The 23,901-nt window shown below is 35.6% G+C and carries 24 protein-coding genes and 1 pseudogene; 4 read left to right on the top strand and 21 right to left on the bottom strand.

The window, feature by feature from the left end; all coding sequences use genetic code 11:
• Positions 1 to 314: 314 nt before the first annotated feature.
• From OM966_RS01690 to OM966_RS01680, 3 genes are all read left to right on the top strand, one after another.
• Positions 315 to 2,801 carry a host RNA manipulator TomO gene (locus OM966_RS01690; RefSeq protein WP_264328570.1) on the top strand — a complete coding sequence of 829 codons (2,487 nt, stop codon included), beginning with the start codon at positions 315 to 317 and terminating at the stop codon, positions 2,799 to 2,801.
• 6 nt (positions 2,802 to 2,807) lie between these two features.
• Positions 2,808 to 5,603, top strand: a complete 2,796-nt coding sequence (locus OM966_RS01685) for a TomO hydrophobic C-terminal domain-containing protein (protein ID WP_264328569.1) — start codon at positions 2,808 to 2,810, stop codon at positions 5,601 to 5,603.
• A gap of 289 nt (positions 5,604 to 5,892) precedes the next feature.
• Positions 5,893 to 6,783, top strand: a complete 891-nt coding sequence (locus tag OM966_RS01680; protein WP_264328568.1) for an Rpn family recombination-promoting nuclease/putative transposase — start codon at positions 5,893 to 5,895, stop codon at positions 6,781 to 6,783.
• A gap of 76 nt (positions 6,784 to 6,859) precedes the next feature.
• Here the strand turns inward: OM966_RS01680 and OM966_RS01675 are convergent, their stop codons facing one another.
• The 7 genes from OM966_RS01675 to OM966_RS01645 form a co-directional block, all read right to left on the bottom strand.
• Complete coding sequence (locus OM966_RS01675) at positions 6,860 to 7,432, bottom strand: hypothetical protein (RefSeq protein WP_264328567.1); 573 nt, start codon at positions 7,430 to 7,432, stop codon at positions 6,860 to 6,862.
• Between the two features lie 48 nt (positions 7,433 to 7,480).
• Positions 7,481 to 8,983, bottom strand: coding sequence for a recombinase family protein (locus OM966_RS01670; RefSeq protein WP_264328566.1), 1,503 nt, complete (start codon positions 8,981 to 8,983; stop codon positions 7,481 to 7,483).
• A gap of 10 nt (positions 8,984 to 8,993) precedes the next feature.
• A complete protein-coding gene (locus tag OM966_RS01665) occupies positions 8,994 to 9,425 on the bottom strand; it encodes a DUF2924 domain-containing protein (protein ID WP_264328565.1) in 432 nt (143 codons plus the stop codon).
• A gap of 43 nt (positions 9,426 to 9,468) precedes the next feature.
• Positions 9,469 to 10,050 (bottom strand): ankyrin repeat domain-containing protein, encoded by a 582-nt coding sequence (locus OM966_RS01660; RefSeq protein ID WP_319604288.1) that lies wholly within the window; start codon positions 10,048 to 10,050, stop codon positions 9,469 to 9,471.
• A 185-nt stretch (positions 10,051 to 10,235) separates the two neighbouring features.
• Positions 10,236 to 10,859: an ankyrin repeat domain-containing protein gene (locus OM966_RS01655; protein WP_264328564.1), complete on the bottom strand. Its 624-nt coding sequence runs from the start codon at positions 10,857 to 10,859 to the stop codon at positions 10,236 to 10,238.
• Between the two features lie 17 nt (positions 10,860 to 10,876).
• On the bottom strand, positions 10,877 to 11,614 hold the full coding sequence (locus OM966_RS01650; protein ID WP_264328563.1) for an ankyrin repeat domain-containing protein: 738 nt from the start codon (positions 11,612 to 11,614) through the stop codon (positions 10,877 to 10,879).
• Positions 11,615 to 11,782: 168 nt separating this feature from the next.
• Positions 11,783 to 12,949: a phage tail protein gene (locus tag OM966_RS01645; protein ID WP_264328562.1), complete on the bottom strand. Its 1,167-nt coding sequence runs from the start codon at positions 12,947 to 12,949 to the stop codon at positions 11,783 to 11,785.
• Between the two features lie 117 nt (positions 12,950 to 13,066).
• Between OM966_RS01645 and OM966_RS01640 the strand changes: the two genes are divergently transcribed.
• Positions 13,067 to 13,249, top strand: coding sequence for an HU family DNA-binding protein (locus OM966_RS01640; protein ID WP_264328561.1), 183 nt, complete (start codon positions 13,067 to 13,069; stop codon positions 13,247 to 13,249).
• On the opposite strand, the gene OM966_RS01635 is transcribed toward OM966_RS01640, so the two are convergent.
• From OM966_RS01635 to OM966_RS01570, 14 genes and pseudogenes are all read right to left on the bottom strand, one after another.
• Positions 13,235 to 14,035 (bottom strand): baseplate assembly protein, encoded by an 801-nt coding sequence (locus OM966_RS01635; RefSeq protein ID WP_264328560.1) that lies wholly within the window; start codon positions 14,033 to 14,035, stop codon positions 13,235 to 13,237. The genes OM966_RS01640 and OM966_RS01635 overlap by 15 nt on opposite strands.
• A gap of 2 nt (positions 14,036 to 14,037) precedes the next feature.
• Complete coding sequence (locus tag OM966_RS01630; RefSeq protein ID WP_264328559.1) at positions 14,038 to 14,373, bottom strand: GPW/gp25 family protein; 336 nt, start codon at positions 14,371 to 14,373, stop codon at positions 14,038 to 14,040.
• 2 nt (positions 14,374 to 14,375) lie between these two features.
• A pseudogene (locus OM966_RS01625) lies at positions 14,376 to 14,630 on the bottom strand (PAAR domain-containing protein).
• Positions 14,627 to 15,091 (bottom strand): phage baseplate assembly protein V, encoded by a 465-nt coding sequence (locus OM966_RS01620; RefSeq protein ID WP_264328558.1) that lies wholly within the window; start codon positions 15,089 to 15,091, stop codon positions 14,627 to 14,629. Before OM966_RS01620 ends, OM966_RS01625 begins: the two are co-directional and overlap by 4 nt.
• Positions 15,078 to 15,560 carry a hypothetical protein gene (locus OM966_RS01615; RefSeq protein ID WP_065095515.1) on the bottom strand — a complete coding sequence of 161 codons (483 nt, stop codon included), beginning with the start codon at positions 15,558 to 15,560 and terminating at the stop codon, positions 15,078 to 15,080. Before OM966_RS01615 ends, OM966_RS01620 begins: the two co-directional genes overlap by 14 nt.
• A gap of 9 nt (positions 15,561 to 15,569) precedes the next feature.
• Positions 15,570 to 16,061 (bottom strand): phage tail protein, encoded by a 492-nt coding sequence (locus tag OM966_RS01610; protein WP_065095516.1) that lies wholly within the window; start codon positions 16,059 to 16,061, stop codon positions 15,570 to 15,572.
• A gap of 1 nt (position 16,062) precedes the next feature.
• Positions 16,063 to 16,368, bottom strand: a complete 306-nt coding sequence (locus OM966_RS01605; RefSeq protein WP_052265018.1) for a head-tail joining protein — start codon at positions 16,366 to 16,368, stop codon at positions 16,063 to 16,065.
• Positions 16,369 to 16,451: 83 nt separating this feature from the next.
• Positions 16,452 to 17,456 (bottom strand): major capsid protein, encoded by a 1,005-nt coding sequence (locus OM966_RS01600; protein ID WP_264328557.1) that lies wholly within the window; start codon positions 17,454 to 17,456, stop codon positions 16,452 to 16,454.
• 32 nt (positions 17,457 to 17,488) lie between these two features.
• Complete coding sequence (locus OM966_RS01595) at positions 17,489 to 17,857, bottom strand: head decoration protein (RefSeq protein WP_065095519.1); 369 nt, start codon at positions 17,855 to 17,857, stop codon at positions 17,489 to 17,491.
• Positions 17,858 to 17,933: 76 nt separating this feature from the next.
• The gene (locus tag OM966_RS01590; RefSeq protein ID WP_264328556.1) at positions 17,934 to 18,965 is read right to left on the bottom strand and encodes a S49 family peptidase; all 1,032 of its coding nucleotides are present in this window, start codon (positions 18,963 to 18,965) and stop codon (positions 17,934 to 17,936) included.
• Positions 18,965 to 20,374 (bottom strand): phage portal protein, encoded by a 1,410-nt coding sequence (locus OM966_RS01585; protein ID WP_264328555.1) that lies wholly within the window; start codon positions 20,372 to 20,374, stop codon positions 18,965 to 18,967. The genes OM966_RS01590 and OM966_RS01585 overlap by 1 nt, the downstream gene beginning before the upstream one ends.
• Positions 20,375 to 20,599 carry a gpW family head-tail joining protein gene (locus tag OM966_RS01580; RefSeq protein ID WP_065095024.1) on the bottom strand — a complete coding sequence of 75 codons (225 nt, stop codon included), beginning with the start codon at positions 20,597 to 20,599 and terminating at the stop codon, positions 20,375 to 20,377.
• A gap of 3 nt (positions 20,600 to 20,602) precedes the next feature.
• A complete protein-coding gene (locus OM966_RS01575; RefSeq protein WP_065095469.1) occupies positions 20,603 to 22,429 on the bottom strand; it encodes a phage terminase large subunit family protein in 1,827 nt (608 codons plus the stop codon).
• Positions 22,426 to 23,895, bottom strand: coding sequence for an ankyrin repeat domain-containing protein (locus tag OM966_RS01570; RefSeq protein ID WP_065095471.1), 1,470 nt, complete (start codon positions 23,893 to 23,895; stop codon positions 22,426 to 22,428). The genes OM966_RS01575 and OM966_RS01570 overlap by 4 nt, the downstream gene beginning before the upstream one ends.
• Between the last annotated feature and the right edge of the window lie 6 nt (positions 23,896 to 23,901).

The raw sequence follows: 23,901 nt of genomic DNA, 5'->3' as shown, positions 1-23,901 counted from the left end.
ATAATTTTGCGTTTTTATTTTTGAAACACCGCTTTTACGTAAAAAGTTCTCACAAAGATACGTACCTTCTTTACGATTTTTCATAAAGAGTAAACAATTAAATTGTTGCTGCTACTAGTTATTGCAATGTTTTGCCTAAAAAATGTTGCCTGTATTGTAGGATATGGAAAAATGGACATGTAATACCAAATCTCGTAGGTAATAGGGCAAAACCAATAACGAAGGTTGGTATTAGCATTTTACCAAAATTCGTAATTTGTTTGACATAATCTTTTTTTAGTGATAGACTAAATTAATTGCAATGAGTGAGAAATATGGTTCTTGGTACTAATAGTGAAAATCAACAAGTTAATACTAGTTTGCCTGTGCGCTATGAAGAATTAAAGGGTTCTATTCATGAGGAATTAGAACAAAAAAGAAAGCTAAAATTTGAGCCAAAAGTTCAAGTTAAAGACATTCCATCTACAGGAAAAAGAAGAGCGTGTAAAGATGCAAGGAAATTCACCAAAATAGAGAAACAGCTTAGGCAAGCTAATACAGGGCAAAAAGATTTGTACTTTAAATTACTAAAAGCTTTTGAAGGTGAAGATTTGGTATCAGCAAAAGAGCTAGTAAGGGAGATGAAGAACCTTAATATATCTTATCGGGTACAGGGTGTCAAACTACTACTCTTATTAAGATTGTTTGTTACAAACGCATGTAAAGATGCTGGCTGGTTCGAATTTTACAAAGATGTCTTGTCAGAAGGTGGTAAAATTGATCTTAATGCCGATATTTGTTCTAGTGGTACAGCTTTAAGTTATGCATGCAGAGAAAAGAACAAAGATGTTGCAGAATTACTATTAAAGCATGGAACTGATATTAATAAAGTGAGTGCCCTGTCGGGTAAAACACCAATTCTTATTGCTCTAAAAAACAATGACCACAATCTAGCAAGTTTGCTTTTTCGATATGGAGCAAAAATTGATGTTACCCCTGAATTAGAACAAGCAATTATTGCTGATAGCTACAGCGAATATGAAAAGGAGACGATGGGGATTCTGTTGCAGCATACTTCTCCTGAACAAAATACCGAGATGCTAAAACATTTTTCAAGCAATGTAACCCTGGAAAGTACTGAAATTGTAAAGTTGCTTTTAGATAAAGGGGCTGATCCTAATATAGGAGAACCTGATGCAATGCAAATTGCTACCGATAAAGGTAATATTGAGCTTATGAATTTATTTAATCAAAAATTGGGAAGAGAGTCTAAAAGTTTAGAGGATTCATTTGTCATTATTCCTGACAATTTAACTTTGAATAAAATACAGGACATTCTAGATAAAGCAGCAAATGAAAATGATGATGCAAAATTGACTGAGGTTGTAAATAATATTCAGGATTACGAAAGTCAGGTGATTTGCAATTTTGATGATCCAGAAGAAGCAGGGCTTTTCGTGGGATTCTCTAAGAAGGTTTTGAATTTACAATCGCAAGTTAGAGACCAATATGTACTAAGCCGTATATTAATGGTGCTTCAATCTCAAGAAAATGGTAGCAGGTACTCAGTAAAAGAATTGTTACTGCTGGCAATCGCAGCTAATGATGAGCTAACAAAGAAATACCATGATATGCTTTTTGCTAAAGGAAACTTGAATCTTTTACATCTGCTTGTTGGTGGTGAAAAGTATATTGAAACCTTTATAGGGAAATTTCCCGATCTTTATCAAAGTTTAAAAAATCAAGCAATCCGACTTGAAAATGGTGAAGTTGGGTTTTTCTCAGTTATAGTGCTAAGGGAAGAACAAGAATTACTGGATAAAGTTTTTGCTAATGAAGATACTCTTCAAAATCTAAAAGAAATTTTGAAAAATAATACTTCTGATCCTACGTATGGTGTACTTGAAGCAGCGTCATTAGTACAAAATGAGGAATTTATCAAGAAAGTATTAGATGTGTTTGAAAGAGATGCTAAACAGAATATCAATGATCCAGCTACCAAAACTCTGTTGAAGGAGAGTTGTATTACTTTATTAGAAGCTGCAATAAGTCAAGAGTGTTTCCCGATTGTTGAATACTTATGCAAAAAATGTATTGAGGACAAAAATGAAGCAATTCAAACAATCTACAAAGAAGCATTTACAGATGATAAGATTATTGAGACGTTAAAGAAACAAATCCTGAAAAGCATAGGAACTCGCGGTAGAAGGGAAATTTACGATTTAATGTTGAAAACTGCATCGAGTGCTGATAACATTATATTTTTAGGAAAAGTATTGAATTTAGTTAAAGGTAATACAAAGCCTTTTCGTGAAAGTTTTGCTACTATTTCAGAAAATGCTTCTCCTACAACTGTTGAGCAATTACAAAAGTATAAAGATATGACTAAGTTTACAGAAGTGCCACGTGACGTTGAACCTAGAGAGGAAATACAAAAGGCCTTAGAAAAATGTTTAGAAAGTAGAATCCCTCACAAATACTCAGAGTTCGAAGCAATCGAAAGCAGAGATATTAAGGCTTCTTCTCGTGGGTGGTTTGCTATGCGCAAAGGAGTAGATTTTTTTATTAAGCCATTGAATGTTGACAATGACGACTCTGTACGATCATTTATAACAGAAGTTATTGCTGGTCCGCTATATAGACTAGCACTGTTTGGCAAATCACCAAAAATTTGGCTAATTGAAGACGATCAGGATCAAATCTTTTTGGGTTCGGAATTTCTGCCTAACTTTAATGCATTTAACCATCTATATATAGAAGCACGTGACAAAAGCAATATCAAACAAGAAAAATATTCAGATGAAGCTCAACATAAATTCTAAGAGGAGTTGCAAAAAAGCGTAGAAAATTCCAAATACTTCGCTAAGTTTTTAGCTGCATGTTTAATATTTAGGGAATTTGATTTTCATTTAGGAAATTTTGGAATGACGGAAACAAATGACACAGGCATAGCAGAAAGAAAATGGGCAAAAATTGATCATGGCTTGTCATTTGAATATCAGCGCTTTGATCAGGAGTGTTCATCAAGTGATTGTCTAGGGATTTTGAAGTTTTATTTGCAAGAAAGAAAACAGCACGGGCATCCAGCAGTAGATGGCTTGTTGAAAGAAGTTTTAGCAGAGTTAGTAGATGATGGTAAATTGTCAGAAGAATTGGGTAATATGTGCAAATTCTTAGAAGAAAGTAAAGCACTGATTGAGCAATTAATAGACAAACAAGTAGGAGATTTAAACAAGGCTCTAAGTGCACATCACGGTATAAAATTTTCCATTCTCAATGAGACTTTTTCGTATAATGCTAAACATCGTGTATTCGTTACTGATCAAGGTGATGAGCTTAGTAAGTATTTCAAGGAAATATTGTATGATCAAGTTAAAAAAGCAAAAGAGTTTTCAGAAGAGTTGAGCAAGAAGAATAAAGATCTTAAAATGAAAGATTTGAGTTTAGGTTGTAACTCTTTAGACAATACAACTGGGTCGAATGCGCAAGGTGATAGTAGTAAAGCACATTCTGAAGTTATAGTAACTGAAAGCAACAGTAGTGAAGGTGAAAATAAAAAAACAGTAGCCTCATCTATTAGGTTTCAAGGTCATACTTCACAAGATAGAAAAGAGAACTTAGACATTACAGGGCAAAATGCTTTACAATTAGAACAAGAAGAACCAAGTCAACAAGCAAAGACTGATGACCTTATTCAAGAAAAAAATCAACTAGGAAAAGAACCAAATAGTGCACAGAAAAGCTTGGATGGGAAAATTGCAGAACTTAAAGACAGAAAGACTTTTGCAAAAGAAGAAAAAAATGATACCTTAAATAGAATGGGGAGTTCAATACAGAACCTTATAAGCCATAATTCCAGGGAGGGTAAAATGCCTACAAATACAGAACAGCAAGTCAAAAGCTCATTAGGACAAGAGAAATCTGAGAATACAAGAAATCAGCTTGAAAAGCTACAAAAAGAATTGAATGAAAAAACTCAGGCACTTGAAAGCATGAAAACTCAGCTTGCAGAGAAAGAGGAAGAGCTGAAGGGTGTACAAGTTCAATTAGAGCAAGAGAAAACAAAACTGCAAGATGAGCTCAAGAAGAAAGAGAAAGAGCTGAATAGCAAAACTAGGGAAGTAACTGAGCTTACTGAAGAAAAAAGTCAACTAGAGAAAAAGCGAAATAGTATACAGCAAGACTTGGTTGAAAAAACTAAGGCACTTAATAGCACACAAGCTCAGCTTGAAAAGCTACAGAAAGACTCAGATGCAAAAACTAAAGAATTCGAGGGTACAAAAGCTCAGTTAGAACGGGAGCGGGATAGTGTAAAGCAAGAATTGGATAAAACAACTGAGGAGCTTAAGAGGAAAGAGGCTGATCTTAAAAACGGCAAGAAAGAGCTGGATAATGTGAATGAAAAGGTTTCAAAGTTAGAGCACGAGACATTAAATCAACAAGCAAGTATTGATGATACAAATCAAGCTCTGGATACAAAAACTAGTGAAGTAACTCACCTTACTGAAGAAAATACTCAATTAAAGGATAACCTAAAGACTACAACTGAAGAAAACACCGAACTAAAGAATGAGCTAAAGCTGAAAAAGCCTAAAAATGAAAATAACGACCTGAAGACAAAGCTGCAGGAATCTGAAAACAAAAGTAAAGGACTAGAGAGTCGAATCGAAGAGCTACAAGAACAGCTTGCAAGTAAAGATAAAGAGATGGATGCTGCAAATCAAGCTTTGAATGCAAGAACTCAAGCTCTTGAGAGGACACAAGCTCAGCTTGAAAAGCTACAGCAAGAATCAGTTGGAAAAGCTAATGAAGTAACTAACCTTACTGAACAACTTAAGAATACAAAAGCTCAAGCTGAAGAAGAGATTAACAAGCTAAATGGTCAAATAGATCAACTTACTCAAGAAAAAAATCAACTAGATGAGCAGTTGGATAGTGTACAGAAAGAATTGGGTATAAGAATTAGCGAAGTAACTCAACTTACTGCAGAAAATACTCAATTAAAGGACAATTTAAAAACTACAACTGAAAAAAATACTAAACTACAGAGCAATTTTGATGCTATAAAAAATACCCTAAAGACTACAACTGAAGAAGATACTAAACTGCAGAATGATCTAGAGGTTACACGAAAAATCGTGAATGAAAAAGACAGTCAAATTGGGAACCTAAACAGTAACATCATAGAACTAAATGAGCAACTAAGAAATAAAGACAGTCACATTGAAGGCCTAAATGATCAACTAAAAAGTAATGATGTTCGAGTCAAAGAGTTAAACAATAAACTTAAAAGTAAAGAGTTAAATAATACACATGGACAACTTGAAAACAAAAGCAAGCTGGAAAATCAGATTAAGGAGCTAAGTTGTAAAAATCAAAAGCTGTCGAAGGCAAGCACTCATAGTAAAAGGCAAAGTAATTATGCCTCTGTTTCTTTTGTGTTGTCAGGAGTATTTGCTGTTGGTGCAAGTTTAACAATGTTTCATTTAGTAATATGTATTTCACTTGCTGTAGCTGCATTAACTTTTCTTGCAGTAGGATTTTACTGTTCATATAAGGCAAATACAGCGCTTAGTAATGTTGAAGTTAAAAATGGTGTTGATCCTATAGCTGTGGAAGTTTAAAATAGCCCAAGTTGAGAAAGGATAGCAGAAGTAGAATAACTGTTTAGATATTGAGTTAATAATTTAGATATTCTTCTAAAAAAATTACTTGATATTTATGATCTTTCAAGCATACCACTAGCTTTAAGATTTTTTAGGTCAGTCGCCTATATTAATAGGAACACCTACCTCAAGTAGATTCTTCACCAACTCTTGAAATTCAGCTAACTTTAATAGACTTTAGCATAAAGAAGTTGAACATTTCTTCAGAATTGTGTATAATTGTTAACGTCCTATAGGTTTACTTATTATGGCTCTTTCTAAATTTCTTGACCCCAAAAATGATATATCGTTCAAGCGTATCTTTGGTACTGAAAAAAATAAGGATATTCTTATTCACTTCCTCAATGATATCCTTGGCTTCACTGGTAAAAATGAAATAAAGGATATAGAGTTTTTAAGTACTATTCAAGACCCTGATATCGCCGCTAAAAAGCAAAGTATTGTTGATGTTCTCTGCAGAGATGAAAATGGACTGCAAGTGATCGTCGAAATGCAGGTCGCTAAAACTAAAGGCTTCGAGAAACGTGCTCAGTACTATGCTGCTAAAGCTTATTCAAGACAAGCTGACAAGGGTGATCAATACCATGACCTTAAGGAAATTATCTTTATTGCTATAGCAGATTGTATCTTGTTTCCCGATAAGTCTGAGTATAAATCAAAGCATACTATTCGGGATGAAGACACTAATGAACATGATTTAAAAGATTTCTACTTTATATTTATTGAATTGCCAAAATTTCCAAAAACTAAGGAAGATCAGTTGGAGAATATAGTTGAAAAGTGGGTCTATTTCTTTAGGTATGCAGAGGAAACCAGTGAAGAGGAGCTGGAAAAAATAATAGGGAGTGATTTTATAATCAAAAAAGCCTATGAAGAGCTAAATAGATTTAACTGGTCAGAGAAAGAATTTATTGCCTACGAACAGGAAATAAAACGTATTCTTGATGAACAGGCTGTCCTCGCTCAAAGACTCGATGATGCTACTGAACAAGGCAAAAAAATTGGTAAAGAGGAAGGAAAAATTGAAGGAAAAGTTGAAGTAGCAAAAACAATGCTGGCTAATAATGTTGATATTGACACTATTATCAAGTTTACTGGTCTTTCTATAAGTGAGATAAAAGAATTGCAGAAAGTTTAATAACTTATAGATTCTTCTAAAGAAATTACCTTATTTGAAATTTACTTGACGCTTATAGTTTTTTGAGCATAGCCTTTTATGTTAGATTCAAAGAAGACTGAATAGGCTGCTCCACACTTTCTACTTTCTCTAGCGTCGTATTCGGCTTTAGGACATCATACAACGCATAACTCACACAAGCTAATCCAACAATTCCCACAACCACTGCTACTACAGGCATTTTCATGATATACAATGCAACACCGCTTGCCAATAACACCGCACCAACAACACCAGCCAGGATTGCTTGCCTTTGTTGCGTTAACGGTTTGTTTTTTTCGTCTGTAGCATCAAAACATGGTTCAGCGGAAGATGGGCTGTCAGGAGTTTGCTCATTAGTTTCTCTATCAAAACACGGTTCGGAGGTTGGCTCTACAGTAGTTTCTATTTGCGCTTTTTCACTATTTATATTACATAATTTGGTGTCAGTTTCTGTAGCTTTATCAACTGTATTGGTTTGCTTTTTTATTTCAACTTTAACTTCCTCAACATCTGCCGGCGTATCAGAGGTTCTTGACTTCTCCATATCAGTTACTTTTGCGGTAGTGGTACCTTTTTTATTTCTAAGTTTTTCAGTAATACTTTCCCATATTTTTTTCAGTATTTTCATGATGTTCTCTCCTTTTTATTAAAATTTGTTGTATTTAATGTGTGTAATTTAAGACGCTAACTTGTAAAACTTTTCAAACTGCTCACTCCACAGCATCGGTATTTCCCTTAAATCAGCTAGCCTCAAGCTACTTGGTTGTCTCCCATTTACTATGTCTTCTTTGATCTTTGGTGCTAAATAATTTAATCTTAAAATTTGTTGTATACGTCTTGTACCTATATTAATTTTAACGCTCAGCTCTTTCACACTTCTATATTTTCCTTCTTCTAGCTGCCGTTTCCATAGGTGAGCTCTCACCACTGCTCTCAGTAGTGCATTGTTTGTTTTCCCCTCTGGTTCCACTACTGTGCATTTGTTTCCTTTCTTCTTCAAATTCATTGCTATAAATGTCTCCTCTGATTCAGAACGCACCTCTATTCCATCTTCTTTTACCATTACTTCCTTTATTAATTTTTTCACTGCTTCTTTCTGTTCTCTGAAACTTAAATTTTCCCATTTTTCTTTTTTTGCCCCTTTTTCCCAATTCTCATATAAGCATTCCGCTCTCTTCATTACTTCTTTTTCCACTTCTCCGGCGACTATTGTTCGGTTTCCTGATTCACAACCCTTTCCCCTTAAATGATTGTTGCACACATAATATCGATACCTTTTATTTTCTTTTTTTGAATATGTCAGCGTCATGTTTACTTTGCAGCATCTGCATCTTATCATCCCCTTTAGTAGCGCCTCTTCATATTTTTTGCCTCGATACGGCTGATTCTTTATCAATTCTTGCGCTTTTTGCCATTTTTCTTTTTCTATTATTGCCTCATGCTTTCCTTTATACTGCTTCTCATAATGCCGTATTTTTCCCATATATATCGGATTTGTTATTATTCTCCTCACTGTGGCCTTTTTAAAGATATCTGATTTTGCTTTCGTTCGATATCCTTCTCTGTTTAACTCTCTTGCCAATTCTGCCATTGATTTCAGCTCCATATACCTCTCAAATATATGCTTTATTACTTTTGCTTCTTTTTCATTTATTATTAATTCCTTATCTTTTGCATCATAACCAAGTGGTGGATTCCCTCCCATCCATAGACCCTCTTCCTTCGATGTTGCTATTTTATTTTTTACTCTCTCTACTATCATTTCTCTTTCTAGTTGTGCTGCCCCTGATAGCACTGTTTGCACAAATTTTCCCATTGGTGTGTTGTTATCAAATATTTGCGTCACTGCTACAAAACTTATCCGGTGCCTTCTAAAAAATGACGTTACTTCTATGCAATCCTTCGTTTCCCTTGATAACCTGTCCAACGTGTATACTACCACGCAGTCTACCTCTCCGGCTTTTACATCTTCAAATAATTCCTTTATCGCTGGTCTATTTAAATTACTTCCTGAATAGCCTCCATCATCATACCTTTTGGCTAATGCTACCCACCCTTCTCGGCTTTTTATATATTTTTCACATGCTACCCTTTGTGCGTCCAAGCTATTAAACTTTTGTTCTAGTCCATCTTCATTTGATTTTCTCGTATATATCGCACACCTCACCTCTTTTAGCATTTTCTCCCCCTCAACTTACCTTTTTATCACGCATCCCAAATAATAAAGGACCGTTGTAGCTCATTCCCATTATTTTTCCGGCTACCGCTGATAATGACGTAAAAAATTCTTCTCTGTAGATTAAACCCTTATCTGTTACCATCACTGCATGCGTTTCTTCACCTCTTTCTAATATCAACTCCGTTCCTACTGCTGGCAGTTTATCGCTACTTATCCTTTTTCCCTTCTCTAGTCGATCTGCTAGATATTCTAGTCTTTTTGCCCCTTTTCTTGATATTTCTCCATACGCTTTCTCCTGCAACCTATACGCCAATCTTGGTATCAGGTATTTCTTTGAGTGTCTAGGTGCCTCTTCCCCAAATACCTTCTTCCATATTTTTTTCAGTTCTGCTAGTGGTTTTTTCTCTAAACATTTTACCTCTTTTTCTACTTTTTTTTCCATATAATCACCTTTTCAAACACAGCCCTTCTGAATTTTTAAAACGCTATAGCACTTTCTCATCCACAGTTTCTAGCTCTTCCTTTGCTACTATCACACCTGCTGCTGTACTTTCCGATACAACCCTTATTCTTTCTATAAACTCCCTCTGTTTATTTGCCATTTTTACGTTCTCTAACACTTCTTTTATCTCTTTATTATTTCTCGCATAATCCATTGGGGTCTTGCCAAATTTATCCTTTTGTTCCACATTCCCTCCCGCTTTTACTAGCTCTTCTACTATTTTTATTTCACTTACCATGCAGGCAAGGTGTAACGCGGCAAATTTGCTACTTCGTTCCACTGCGTTTATATCTGCTCCTGCCTTTATCAGCTCCTTTGTATTTTCTACACGTTGCCCCATGACTGCTAAGTGCAGTGGTCTATATTGTCCTGCATCCGCCACATTTATATCTGCTCCTTTTTTGATTAATAACCTCACTTTTTTTGGATCTGGCATTCCTACCGCGTAATGTAGTATCGTCCTCCCTTTTGTGTCTTTTTTATTAATATTTTCTATTGAGTTATCTAATACTTCTTTCCACGACTTATTAAATTCTTCTCTTTCTTTCTTACTAAATTTTACCATAACTTTCCTCAGCTATTAATGCAATATAAAGTGCCTCCAATTTGGCTCACTTTAGCGCTTAGCAAATCTTGTTTATTTACTAGCTACTTTTTCACTTATGGCTGTTTTGGCATAAAAAGCAAGTTTTTTTTTACAAAATATACACATTTTTTCAGCATATTATATTAAGATATAAATCTATATGTTTAATCTGTTAAATCTACCTCCTGCTGTTGTAATTCATTTACGTTTCGTTTCTCCATTATCTCCTCTATTGCCTTGTTTGCTTCTCCATACATCACTTCTACATCTCTCATATTCACTCCCTTCTTTTCTAGATAACTTGTCACTTTCGGGTAAATTTTTGCATAGTTTAGTGGGCTACATCCAAATTTATCTACTGTATCAAGATCTCCTCCTGCATTTATCAGCTCTTCTATTGTTCCTATTCTTCTTGCTAAACAGGCTAAGTGTAGTGGTACTGCTTTATTGTTTGATTTTGCATTTACTGTAGCTCCTCCTTCTATCAGCACTTTCACATTTTTTCTTCTTCCTAAAAACGCTGCTAGGTGCAACGGTGTCTCGCCTCTATTGTTTCTATCGTTTGTACCTGCACCTTTTTCTATTAATAACTTTATTACTTCTGGCTCTGACACCTGTGCTGCTCGGTGCAATATTGTGCAACCTGCTGCGTCTTTTTCATTTATTTGTTGAAACCTGTTTTCTGATAATGCTTTCAATAACCTATCAAAAACATTCCTTGCTTCTTTCCTTGACATAACATACCTCACTTTCCCTTTGAAATTTTCGCAACCAAACTCTTTGCTCATCTTTTTGAGCTCCCTCCTCACCACATCTTGCTTAAGTCTGCCTCCACCACCTCATCTATCATTTCGTTCACTTGGCTCATTATTTTGCTTGCTAAATTTTTACATTCTTCCTTTATTAGTGACTTATCTTTCTTCCTTATTTCTCCTATCTCTATTATTTTTAACTCAGGCAAATAACTCCTATTCAACATGTCTGCTATTTCTCCCACTAGCCTCTCTATTCCATAGCACGTCAGTTCTCTACTTTTTGTTATTCCGCCTTGCTTTCCCAGAAATTTCCTCGCCTTTTCATTCTCTCCATTATCCCATAGGCCATACCTTTCACTTTCCCAGATATAGTACATTGGTGTTGCACCATATTTATCCAGTTGATTAACTGCAGCTCCTGCTTTTACTAGCTCTTTTATTATTGCAATTCCTGCCCCTAGCCTACATGCAGAGTGCAGTGGCGTACATCCGTTGATATATTGAGTAGCATTTACTTCTCCTCCTCCCCTGATCAGCACTTTTACATTTTCTAAACTTCTCGCAAATACTGCGCAGTGCAGTGGTGCATAACCCTTTTTATCTCTTGCATTCACATTTGCTCCCTTATTTATTAATAACCTTACTGTTTTGTAATCAGAGATTTCCACTGCTTGGTGTAATATCGTCTCTCCTTCTTCATTTCTTTTATTAATGTTTTCAAACCCGTTACTTGATACTTCTTTAAAAAACTTACTAAAAGATTCTCTCTTTTCTTCGTTGAACCCCATTGCATACCTCACAAAATTAGCTTTTCTAGCGCCAGACAAATTTCTTATATTTACCTGCCGCTATTCAAGTCATGTCCGTTTTAGCATAAGAAAGCAAGTCTTTTTCTTTTTATTTCATATATTTTAACCTATTATTAATATAATATATGAGGATATAAATATAAGTACTTAACTTATTATAGATATTACTTGACTATTTTTCCAACTTCTGTGCAAATGTCGATGTTCGTGCCATGTTAGTACACCTGGGTACAACACTAAAATGTAATTTTCCGGTTCATGTATTGAATCCTTTTGCTCTGAATTTAATTCGCTTTCAAAATGAACATAGTGCTTTGCTAAACCATATCTTATAACTTTTTGATTGGTAAAATCTTCTACTTTGTAGTGGTGAGTAACGCTAAACCTTTCTAAAATTGGCTTGTATTTTAAATTCCACAGTTCTTCAGACAGTTTACTACTTCCCAATACAAATTTATTTCCTTCTTCTTCTACGCTACTTACTGGAAAACATGCATTTACTTTCCCTAAATTCCAGCTATCTGATAATACTATCTGCGCTTTAGCAAACTTAATCTCAGGTAATAAGCTCTGTGGTAGCGGATATAGTGCTTTGAAGTTATACCACACATGATTTCTTTCATAAATACCGTTATAATTCTTTGTGTGAGGCTCGGTTTCTCCAAGTATTGCTACATCCAAGCGATATATATCATTGCTTAAAGCTTGTTCATGATGATCGCGTAGATAACTCTCTATAACCTCAATTAATGGATTGCTAGATCTGAAAAAGTTCACTCTTCCAAATGATAACACCGGTCCATCTTTTTCTATTTTTACCCCTGAATAGTCAGAAAGAAGATCTCCAAATAAACTCTCATCCAATATAAATCTCTGTGCATTATAATAATCGTTAAAAATTCTCATCAATCTGGATCTTGCAGGTAATGATAGTTTTGTCAGCTCTACTACTGCATCTACAAAAAAGTCATTTGGAACATCTCTTATTCCTATTTGCAACTCGAAAAAATGTTTACCAGGTGGCTCCTCAATAATTGTAATATCTTCTATATTTGCCCATTTTAGTGCTATTTTTAGTGATGCTGGAGTTCCTCTCAGTCTTTGAAATTTTACTCCTTCTACTACGGCTTTTCTTCTATCTTTTACCCAACGCAGTATCTCTTCTAAACCATATTCCTCAATCAACCACGGCAATGTTTCTTCTTCTAATCTAAATTTAAACCCTCTTATGCAACTTGGATTAACTTTATAGTCGATTGTTTCTACTAGCGCTTTTTCTTGCTTTGTTGCGTTTGGCGGTAATAAACTTTTCATTTGTCTTTTCTTTCAAGTTGCTTTAATTTCCTTTATTTAGGTAGCTTATGAGTAAGCAAGAGATCATTGCAGAACTGATAAAAAACAAAGATATTCTCGGTATTAAAAATACTTTCTTTGATATTTGACTATATTGTTAATACCTTAAAAAATAAGTTGCAACAGCTAGGAGAAGGAGAATCTTTTCGTCTGCATAACATTGGTCATTTTTATCCAGTAAACCTTAAACCACTTATTGCACGTAATCCTCTCACTGGTATGATTCCACAAAGCAAAAAATACGTTTTAAATCCTATCTAACTTGACGTAGCTAAGCACCGCACACTCATTCCCCAGAACCACAACATCCTCTCTTGGCTCGATTAATTCTACGTTTTCTACACCCTCTACAAACAAATTTGCTATTATCCAAGATCTTGTAACATTCCATCCCAGCCTTCTATTTGCTTCAAACTTCTTAATGAACTGCTTCTTGATTTCCTCCTTCGATATTACAGGACTTATGCTCATTCTGCTGTGAATATCTATTTCCGTAATATTGCAACCAATTACTGTTACTGTATCTGTTAAAACCCTTATATCATCTCTAGTAACCTGCTTTTTTACAATTTCTAGTAGCTCTTCTAACGCTATGCCAGTTGTGGATAATTGTGTTGATAAGATTGAAATTTGTACTTTCCCTGGTATAGGTGATTCTACTAATGCATCTTTTACTCTACTATCTGCTGACAGTGCATGATACCTATAATACTCCTTGCTCCCACATGTGCTCCAGCCTTTTATTTTTGCTTTTACCTTCTTTCTAAATCTTTCATCCTCTTCTTCTTTCTGCCTCTCCACTCCGTAAAACTCAGCCAAATTATCAAGATCTTCTCCTACTGCAAATTTCAGTAAATTACTCTCTACTGCTTCATTTATTCTTTCTCTGAGCAAAAGTTCTCTCCATGCTGCTACCTCCATAATCTTTACCGCTGGATCACTTTCAACTAATGCTGAAAAGGTTTCACCTCTACGGACCAATTCTTCCTTCATTCTCGAAAAGATTTCTTCATAACTCAGCTTTTCAATAATATTAGGTGTCTGCATTTCTAAACAACTATTCCTCTAATATCTATGAATTTGCCTTCTGGAAGATAAATACCTTGAAGTACAAGAATCACTTTTCCTTCTTTTACTTCTGTAATTTTTACTTTTTCTAACTTAAATCTCTTCTCAAATTTCCCCAGTGCTTCTGCTGTTGCTGCATAGATCTCCAAAGTAAAATCTCTACTAATTGGTTTATCCACTAATTCAAATAATCTTGACCCATAATCTCTCCTCATTATCCTACTGTTAATAGGAGTGGTCAGTATATCAATTATCGATTGCTTTAAGTGCTCTATTCCTTCTAATGTTTTTCCTGTTTTACCATCCATACCCTTCATTTCTATTTTGCAAAGACGCTTTCACTGCCTTTTATTACTTTAAACCCACATGAAACTATATCTCCTACTCTTCCTACACTAAGACCATTTGCAAACACTGTTTTTGATACTTAAATCATTACTTTTCCTTCACTAAAACTGTCTCCTTGTCTACATATTGACTTACCGTTTACAAAAACATTATTACTTCCGCTAATGCAGAAATGTGGTATAGCTTCTCCACAGTAGTCTCCTAACCTTACTATTCCTTTGTTCAATTTAAGTCAATCCTTTCTGCTTTCAGTTTTATTCCACTTTTTGTCATTTCTATACTTGATTTCCCAGCCTTCAGTGTTATTTTGTCCACTACTTCAATCTCTAAATGATGCTTCCCTTTATCATATAACAATCTTGTTCCATCTTGAAATTTTATACTATTTATTTCTTTTTTATTCTCTGGTGCAGGGTATTTTTCCTGATATATTCCTCCTAATACCACTCCTAATGATAGTTCACCAAAAGGAGAAAATATCATAACCTGTTCACCGATATCTGGTGGAGACCAATCTCTATCTTTTCCTGCTTTGCTCGTTACCCATGGCAGATAATCTGTTAAAAATTCTCCTATTTTCACTCTTACTTTTGCTTTTTCATAATCTATTTCTTTAATAATTCCGATACGAATAATATTCGCTACTTTTCTCTGTAACTCTGCAATGGCAAAATTATTTTCCAACATGCATTTCTCCCACTGCTATTTTATGTGGCTTAATTTTCCCCTCTAACCAGACTGATTCTCCAAAATGCAGATAGTGAACCCATTCAACCAACCACACTAAATATGCATCGAGCTCTGGCCTAAAATCATCTCCTCCTCCTGATATAAATTCTCCTGGTGAAACATTTTTCACGTTCCAAGTATTTTTATTTACTACTCTTGCTACTTCTGCTGCTAATGACCTTACAACTAACGAGGAATACTCGACTGTTCCATCAACTACAATTCTCGCTTCAAATCTTGCTTTCAGCGCTAATTCCTCTGTTCCAGGATCTTTTCCCGATTCTAAACTCACAAGCTCTACAAATAACGCTGGCGCTAATAATTCTTTCCTTATTGCTGGATAAATTTCACATGTCTGTATAGACGGTATTTCTTCCTTCAGTGTGCTGCAAATTGCTTGATGTAAATCTTTCCAGAACTTTGTCATGCATATAATTTAACTCATGTAATGTATAAAATATTTTTCAAATACCTTTTCAACTTCATAATTAACAAGATTCCCTATTATCCTTGAAGCCTCAGGTTTCAGTGGCAACTTAACTTCCTTTATTGGCAATGCTGCCCTTCCTTCACGTTTAAACATACCGCTATTTCCTTTTGGCATAACTGCTGCAAATCCTCCTATAAACTCATGCTTTCCTACTTTCGATCCTCTTCTTGTTTTTTGTATCTTGCCAATTGTCGATGCTCTAATGTCATAGAGATTTGCTCTAATTAACACTTCTAATCTGCTAGTTTTCGCCTTAAAAATTCTTAATCTCTTTCTTATCAAACTTAATTTTATCTTCTTTTCCTCACTAATTTCTTTTGCTGTCTTCAATTTTAGCCATAGTGCTGTTCTGTTTAACGCTCTCACTATTGCTAATTCTATTTTTTTTCTTTTAGCATTTACACTTTCTATTACCTCAACTTCTATATGAACAGACATTTTACACCCCATACGCTTCGATTCGCCAGACCATTCCAGATTTATCTCTAAGTGGTGGTGTGTGTATTTTGTATTTGCAATCACCTATAACAAAAATATCTCCTACAATTGGCCTCAGTATATCAAAAATGCTTACCTCAAGAAAAAGCATCTCTCCCACAAATTGTCCTTCACCAATCTCGTATAATTTATCTGGCTGTTGCTTTAATACCTGTACCATATATGACTTATCCTTTGATTTATATAAAGCCACTTCTCCTAAATGGGCAAAACAATCTTTAAATAATCTCTTAATATTCTCTTGCACGTTTCTCCGCTATATACTAACATTTATATGCTAAGAAGAGGTAAAGCATTCTTCTGCCTCACACCGCTTTATATTTGCTCTACCTATGTTGCAACGATCTTGACTAGTATCGCTGGACGGTGGCACATTGGCAGAGGGTTTGACTGCGTATGCAAATCAGTCCCTCTATCAAATCTTCTTGGCTCTTGTTTTGCATAGAGTGGCTGTCCTAGTGTATTTACTGTTTCATTAAAATCTGCTGGTGCAAAATATGTTGTAAATGTGCTCGCTGTTCCTACTGGAAAACAGTGTCCTGTATCCCTTTCTATAAACCTTCTTACGGTTCCTTCAGGATCAGTTGCTTGCCCTCTATATTCCTCAAACGTGATTCCACAAAACGTAAATCCTGATCTCATATCATTCCTTAGCGCTGCTCCTTCTTGCCATCTTTCATATGCTTCTTTCACTTTACTATGCGAAGTTAATGCATCAAAAAACTCAGGGCTTACCAAGGCATGAATTCCGGTCATATATTCACCACTTAGATTATCTTCTATATGCCGGAGTACTTCCAGACACTTACGCTTGACATCTGTTGTTGCTGTTCCAAGGGCAAAATTTACTACTTTTGGTGTTATTTCAAATTCGTTGTACAGATTTAATAATTCTGACCCATCAGCATCTAAAATTATTCCCTTCAGCGCTCCCATTCGCAAATGCTCTAATGTTATTGCATGTTTGTTTCTCATTAGCTGTAAATGGTCAGTTATTACGTCTGCTAGCGCTTTAAGTTCACTTTCTGATCCAAATGCCCTTATTCCCTGTACTTCCTCTGGTAACACTACATCATCATGCGGAATATGTGGAATCGTAAATGTTCTTACCTTTCTTTTTCCTCTTTTTCCTACTGTTGCTGGCGCCCCTGGTACTTGCGTTGGTAATAAACTTAATACTCCGTTGTGTTCTTCTATGGTAATATGTCTAAATCTTACTGACCTACTTGGAAACAAATTTAGATTTTCAACTCGTCCATAATTTATCGGCAATATATTCATCGCATTTGTTAGTGCCGTCATACTAAATGCTGGATTTGTAAATGGATTTTGCATTTTTTTTCTCCCTTTTTTCCTATTAATTTTAGTTAAATTCCCTTGCGGACAATGATCCCTCGTGCTTCAAGTTGCTTTATTGCTGCAGCTTTCTGCTCTTCAGTGATATTTGCTGGCCACACAACCGCATGATCTGCTAGTATTGCACCACGAGTAATAATTACTGCTTTAGCATTTTCTGTCGCATTTACATCACTTACTACTGCACCTATCGCTGTTTGTGTACCATCTGTGGCAGTTGGATTTATTATCTTAACCATGCTATCTTTATCGAGAGCCACTACTGTACCAAGCTTTAGGTTCTGCCCTTTTGCTACTGTTATCTGATCTCTTGAATATAGACTTGATGCCTCATACTTTAATAAGTCACCTAGATTATTTTGTTCGGTTATACATGTCATATTTTCTTTTCTCCTTTTTTTCCTTTAGTTTTACCGCCATGTTTGTAGTTATTGTACGCGGCGGTTATAAAAAAACTTAAATACTTGATTGTGCTCTAGCTTTAGCTACCTGCATCATCAATTCTTCTCCTGAATTCTGTGGTATTGCACTCAGTATCTCTGTCTTTTTCGTTCGCTCTGCAAGTAACTCCATTAAAACTTCCCGTGCTTGCTCAACACTTACGCTTTGCTCAATAAATTCTCCTATCTTTTCTGGCATCTTTGATACATTACATAATCTTATTATCTCTAAAATTTCTCTACGACAGTTCTCGTAGCTTTCCTCAATAGTTGTCATACTAACACTCCTACTTTTATGATTGTTGATAAATTCAAAAAATGTTGTAACTCCATCTGCAAGACCTATTTCTATTGCTTTCTCCCCAAAATATAGCCCTGCCTCTGTTGATCGAATCTTTTCAATTGAAAGACCTCTGTTCCTTGCTATCAGCTGCACAAACATTTCATATAGTCGGTCTACTTCTTTTTGTAAGCTTCCCAGACTTTCAGACGTCATTGGCTCATGTGGGTTTAAATCATTCTTTCGACTACCAGCAAAGATTGTGGTGTACTTAATACCTTGCTTTTCATCAAACCTACTTTGATCGATATGACTTGCTATTACTCCAATACTGCCAACACCAGAAGTTCTGCTCACAAATACCTTCTCAGCGCTAGAAGCTATAGCATATGCAGCAGAATATGCATCATCATTTGCTATTGCAATAATTCTCTTTTTTGTTCTTGATTCATAAATAAAATCAGCTAGGTCAAAGACACCGTTTACTTCCCCTCCTGGACTATCTATGTCAAGTAGAATCGTCTCTATGCTTTTATCTCCTAAAGCACTCTCTATCTCTTCATGAATATTTTCATACGAAGTCATATCTAAAATATGATCAAAAGCTTCTGTTTTTTTTGTCAAAACTCCATAAATACGTATTATTGCTATTCCTTTTGGGTTTATATGAAAATGCTTTAAGTTCTTAAAGATAGGTTGTTTGCTGTTATATAATGATAGTAGTTCAAAGCTTCTTCTCTCTACCATTACTGGTTTATTTATCCACATCACCTTCCTTCCCTTTTATGATTAACATCAGAATCGAAACAAAGTCCAAAAGAATTAGCTCGCTTTTGATCTTCTGCTATTTCTTGGTCAATTTCTTCTACATCGTAACCCATTTCTGATACTACTTCTGCTCGACTTTTGAAGCCATTTCTTACCGACATTTGTTGTGCTTGCTGGTCTTTAAGCGGATCTACCCAATCAAATCCCTGTGGTATCCATTTCACATCTTTAAATATTTGATTGTCTGTTGTAGAAAGCTCTCCAGATAAAGTGGCAAGTTCTAGCCATCTACTCCATACTGGTCTGCAAAATTGGAATACCATAATGTTATGTTGCAGCATAGCGCATCTACGACGAAACTCTATTAATCCTGCTCTGATTGATGAATAATTAACACCGGTTAAATCTCCTGTTAGTTGTTCGTATGTTATCCCTGTGCCTATTGCTATTGCCCTCAGTTGCTGTCTCATGAATGCTTCATAGCTTCCTCCTACATCTGATGGCTCTGAAAATTTTATGTCCTCTCCTGGGTCTAAAAGCTGCATTGTTCCAGGTTCCAGGCCAGATAGTGCTACTCCTTGCTCATTTGCTTGCGCCTCACCTAAAATATTTGCTTCAGGATCAAGTCTTGTAATAAATCCCGCAAACATTGCTGCTGTCTTTTTTCTCACTAATTCTGCATCATCGTATTGATCAAGCTCATAAAGTTTCAGAAGTATACTCGAAAGCCATGGCTCCCCTCTGATTTGCCCAGGTCTTAATGGTCTATAGATATGTAAAACATCATTTGCTGGCACTCTCACTGATTCGCCAAACGAACCTTCACCAGGGTGTTCTTTAAATAGGTAATATGCTTCTCTTTGCCCAAGTCTATTGAACTCAATCCCGTTTCTTATTACATTACTATTGGCTAGTGTTTGATTGCTCTTGTTATCTAAATGTTCTGATTCCAATACTTGAAGTTGCAATGGTACAGAAAATCCATCTTCGAGTTTACGATGTCGGAGGCGTACAAAACACTCTCCACCTTCTATCATACTTCTGCATACTAGAGCTTGTAATCCATAAAAATCACTTACTCCACTACTGTCTGCTTCATCTGTCCATTTCAGCCATAATTCTTGTACTTTCTTTCGAAATTCTGCATTCTTTGCTTTTGATTGCGGCTTTATTCCTGTTCCAATAGAGTTACTTACTATTGTATCAATAATATTTGCTGCATATGGATTTTTTCTCACCATATCACGAGAGCGGCTACGCAAGTGCTCAAGGCTTTGAGACAGCAAATTGTTTATACTTCCTAACTCTGGTTGAAAGTGAAAAAATCTTCTTCCTGAGCCTGCTGCATCCCACGCTGAGCTTTTTATCTTTGGTTTGTTAAATAATTGCTTGAAGGTTTTTAGCAGCATTTATAAAATTCCTTTACTCGTTGAAAAAACAATTTTCCTCTTTGGCCTCATGCCTGCAACTTTTAACTCAGCCTTAATTCGTTGTCTTAAATTCAATAAATCATTTATTTGAACTTCTCCGTACCGCACAACATGGTCACCATATGCAATTGAGACAACTCTTTCTCCGCTTTGCAGCTTCTTTATCGCTTCTTCGACTTGAATTAAATAATCTTCGTTATACATTTACTACTTGCTGATCCATTTACTTTTCACTATTTTCTTTGATTTTTTACTTTCTGGTTTTTCACTTAAACTATTCCATTTACTCTCTGGCCATCTGTCTATTCCCAGTGCTATCGATGCTGCTCTTGCGTAAATTCGGCAATCTAGTACTTCATTTCTTTCTCTTACCTTCTGCCACTCTTGTTTAGTGTATCCTTTTACTACCTTGCTGACTAATTGCTCTGCCGTTAGCTGCTTAAAATATTCAGGTGCATACTCCGGAAAATGACAATATCCTGCTGGCACTTTCTCTTCTTCTTTCAAAATATTAAGTAATTGAAAAAGCTCTGACTTTAATATCGATACTCCTACTGGCCATAGCTTTATTCCTCTTTTTAGCTTTTGACCACCAACTGTTATATCTACTCTACTTGGGCTACTCAGCGGCACTAGCGCTTTATTTACACCTTTCACTGCCATTACTCTTCCAGAGCCTTGATGACCTCTTACCCAATTGTATACTTCCTGTGTTGCATATCCTGCATCAACTGCCATCATACTTATCATATATTCAAGCCCATTTTCACCGATAAAATGATGATTGAGGAGCTCCGAAAGCTTTTTCCATACTTCTCCACCTCCTGTATCTCCTTCAAATACTCGGTAGTCTATTGACCAATTTTCACGGCTTTTTCCCCAGGCTACAACTTCCACCTCTAGACGATCTTTTTGGACATCTACTCCTGCAGTAAGTACTACTTCTCTCCTAGGTACTGTGCCAATCTGAAAAAATTCTCTCCTGTTAAATAATTGCTTCCAGTCTGGTACTTCTCCTTTATCTACCCAAGTTTCTCCAAGCGTTGTGTTTATCCAAACTTTCAGTAATTGTTCACTTTCTTTGGCATGGAGAAAATCTTCTACTGCTTGTTGCCAACTATACCAGCCAACTGGACTATAAAGACTTGAAAGGTGAAATCCTATTACTTTGCTATTGTGTACTTGATTTGTAGCTCTCCATTCTCCACGGTCTAGCATCTCTGTCTTTTGATGATTTTCTATTTTGCTGCTACATTCAGTGCAGACATAATGTGCTGTTCTTGAGTCGTTGTTTTCCCATTTAATTTGTGACCATTTTAGAACTTGATAGTAATTACAATACGGACATGGTACAAAAAAGTACTGCTTATCTGTTGCTTCAAATTCTTTCTCAATTCTGCTTATTCCATGAATCGTTGGTGTTGATACTAAAAAAATCTTTCGCCGTGCAAATGTATTAGTACGGGCTATGCTGAGTAAAACTGGATCTCCTTCACCTCCTGAATCTCCTGGATAGGCATCAATCTCATCAAGAAAGAGATATTTTACTGGCATAGAACGAAGTCCTACACTGCTATTTGCTCCAGTTATTACTACTATTCCACCTGGAAATTCCTTACTCTGTACAGTATTCCCTGAATCTCTTGACCTTGGGTCTTTTACTTTACTTTTTAAACATGGCGTACTCTCTATTAACGGTGCAAATCTTCCCTTCGACCAACGTTTTCCCATTTCAACTGTTGGCTGTACTACCAGCATTGGACCAGGAGTCTGATCTATGATGTAGCCAATCCAATTGTTACCAGCTTCTGTTCCACCAATCTGCGCTCCTTTCATGAATACTACTTTTTCTGCTGGTGAGGACGGAGAAAGTGAATCCATGATCTCTTTTAAATAAGGAGTTCTCTCTGTTCTCCATTTTCCTGGCTCTGATGCTGCAGTTGGTGCTAAAACTCGATACTCATTTGCCCACTCTGACACTTTAAGCTGGGGATCTGGTCTTAAACCTTCAGAAAAAGCTCTAGCGTATATCATTGTCTGCATCTACTAGTAATTGGTTCTAACTCAACGTCATTAACAGTAGAACTACACTCCTCCAGTTCCATAAACATCTTTTTCTGAAATTCGTTTTCTATATATCTTTTGCTCACCTCACTTATCATTATTGCTATAATAAGTGCAAATATCCCTGTTATTGTTGCAAAAATGATTGCATTGCTTATTGTTGTTGCTGTTAACCCTATACATACCGCTATTGCTACTGCACTTACTGAGGTAAAAACACAGATCACATTGTTGTATTTTCTTACTTTTGCATCTCTATGTTCTATACACCTATAATAAACTGGTACAGACTTGCCTATCTCGTCTGGTAATTTGATGCTCTTTTCTTTAAATAAAGTTTTTAGCAATTCTAAATTATTTGACTTGATTGCTAAGTGCAAAACAGGTGTATAGTTTGCTCCTTTTTTCAGCAATAACTTTACTACATGTAAATGCCTTTTTTCTGCAGCAAGATAAATTGGTGATAGACCTTTATTATTTACAATATCAATATTGATTTCTTCTTTTAAAATTGCATCTACAATCTCAATTTCTCCTCTTTGTGCAGCTAAATGGAGTAGACTATTCTTTTCAGAACCGTATTTATTACTCATCAAAGCCTTCTTTATCTCAGGTTTAGCGTAATCAAATGGTGTCTTGCCGCTATCGTCTTTTACCAGAGGGTCTATATCTTCTCGTGTTAGTAAAACTTCTATTGTTTTAAGTCTTTCAGCGTAATGTAGTGGTGTTTTACTTTCGTAGTCTTGCAAATTGACTTGAGCATTAGGCTCCTTTATTAAGGATTTGAGGATATCAAGACATAAGTCTCTTTCATCGTAATTAGTATTACTTACAGCTATATGCACAGGTGACAATTTCATTGAGTTTTGTCCCATGCGTGCACTATTCACATCTGCTCCAAGCTTTAGCAGTAACTTTACTATTTCCAACTTTTTGTTATTAACTGCATAGTGCATTGGTGTCTGATTTCGTGCATCAAAGACATCTATTTCAGCATTTCCTTCTTTCACTAAAATTTTGACAATATTTTCATGTCCTATGCCTGCTGCTAGATGTAATGGAGTATGATGCAGAGTATTTCGTACATTAACATCAATGCCTTTTCCTATCAAATATCTAACTGCATTAACTTCACCTATCATTGCAGCTAAATGAAGTAAGCTATCTTGTTCTGACCCGTATTTGTTATTAATTAGCGCTTGTAATATTTCTGCTTTTTTCCCTTCTTTGGCGTAATCAAGAGATGTTTTACCATCATTATCTTCTATAAAAGGATTAATGTTCTTTTTCGTGAGTAACAGATCTACCATACTTAATTCATCAAACTCTATAGCGCAATGTAGTGGGGTTTTTCCGTTTAATCCTCTAACATTTACATCTACTCCTGGTTGATTGATGAGACATTTTATTAACTCTAAACTTAAGTTATCAGCCATTTTATA

The sequence above is a fragment of the Wolbachia endosymbiont (group A) of Andrena hattorfiana genome, from assembly GCF_947179565.1.
In the GTDB taxonomy this organism is placed as follows: Bacteria; Pseudomonadota; Alphaproteobacteria; order Rickettsiales; family Anaplasmataceae; genus Wolbachia.
Note: the sequence above shows the minus strand (reverse complement) of the source record. Positions and strands in the feature narration are given on the sequence as shown.

Coding starts and splice junctions, on each gene's coding strand:
- OM966_RS01660 (WP_319604288.1), bottom strand. CDS start 10,050: ATGGTAAAATTTAGTAAGAAAGAAAGAGAAGAATTTAATAAGTCGTGG.
- OM966_RS01665 (WP_264328565.1), bottom strand. CDS start 9,425: ATGGAAAAAAAAGTAGAAAAAGAGGTAAAATGTTTAGAGAAAAAACCA.
- OM966_RS01585 (WP_264328555.1), bottom strand. CDS start 20,374: ATGCTGCTAAAAACCTTCAAGCAATTATTTAACAAACCAAAGATAAAA.
- OM966_RS01595 (WP_065095519.1), bottom strand. CDS start 17,857: ATGACATGTATAACCGAACAAAATAATCTAGGTGACTTATTAAAGTAT.
- OM966_RS01610 (WP_065095516.1), bottom strand. CDS start 16,061: ATGTCTGTTCATATAGAAGTTGAGGTAATAGAAAGTGTAAATGCTAAA.
- OM966_RS01645 (WP_264328562.1), bottom strand. CDS start 12,949: ATGAAAAGTTTATTACCGCCAAACGCAACAAAGCAAGAAAAAGCGCTA.
- OM966_RS01650 (WP_264328563.1), bottom strand. CDS start 11,614: ATGGGGTTCAACGAAGAAAAGAGAGAATCTTTTAGTAAGTTTTTTAAA.
- OM966_RS01680 (WP_264328568.1), top strand. CDS start 5,893: ATGGCTCTTTCTAAATTTCTTGACCCCAAAAATGATATATCGTTCAAG.
- OM966_RS01575 (WP_065095469.1), bottom strand. CDS start 22,429: ATGATATACGCTAGAGCTTTTTCTGAAGGTTTAAGACCAGATCCCCAG.
- OM966_RS01630 (WP_264328559.1), bottom strand. CDS start 14,373: ATGAAGGGTATGGATGGTAAAACAGGAAAAACATTAGAAGGAATAGAG.
- OM966_RS01580 (WP_065095024.1), bottom strand. CDS start 20,599: ATGTATAACGAAGATTATTTAATTCAAGTCGAAGAAGCGATAAAGAAG.
- OM966_RS01670 (WP_264328566.1), bottom strand. CDS start 8,983: ATGCTAAAAGAGGTGAGGTGTGCGATATATACGAGAAAATCAAATGAA.
- OM966_RS01590 (WP_264328556.1), bottom strand. CDS start 18,965: ATGTGGATAAATAAACCAGTAATGGTAGAGAGAAGAAGCTTTGAACTA.
- OM966_RS01600 (WP_264328557.1), bottom strand. CDS start 17,456: ATGCAAAATCCATTTACAAATCCAGCATTTAGTATGACGGCACTAACA.
- OM966_RS01655 (WP_264328564.1), bottom strand. CDS start 10,859: ATGAGCAAAGAGTTTGGTTGCGAAAATTTCAAAGGGAAAGTGAGGTAT.
- OM966_RS01675 (WP_264328567.1), bottom strand. CDS start 7,432: ATGAAAATACTGAAAAAAATATGGGAAAGTATTACTGAAAAACTTAGA.
- OM966_RS01690 (WP_264328570.1), top strand. CDS start 315: ATGGTTCTTGGTACTAATAGTGAAAATCAACAAGTTAATACTAGTTTG.
- OM966_RS01615 (WP_065095515.1), bottom strand. CDS start 15,560: ATGACAAAGTTCTGGAAAGATTTACATCAAGCAATTTGCAGCACACTG.
- OM966_RS01620 (WP_264328558.1), bottom strand. CDS start 15,091: ATGTTGGAAAATAATTTTGCCATTGCAGAGTTACAGAGAAAAGTAGCG.
- OM966_RS01570 (WP_065095471.1), bottom strand. CDS start 23,895: ATGGCTGATAACTTAAGTTTAGAGTTAATAAAATGTCTCATCAATCAA.
- OM966_RS01635 (WP_264328560.1), bottom strand. CDS start 14,035: ATGCAGACACCTAATATTATTGAAAAGCTGAGTTATGAAGAAATCTTT.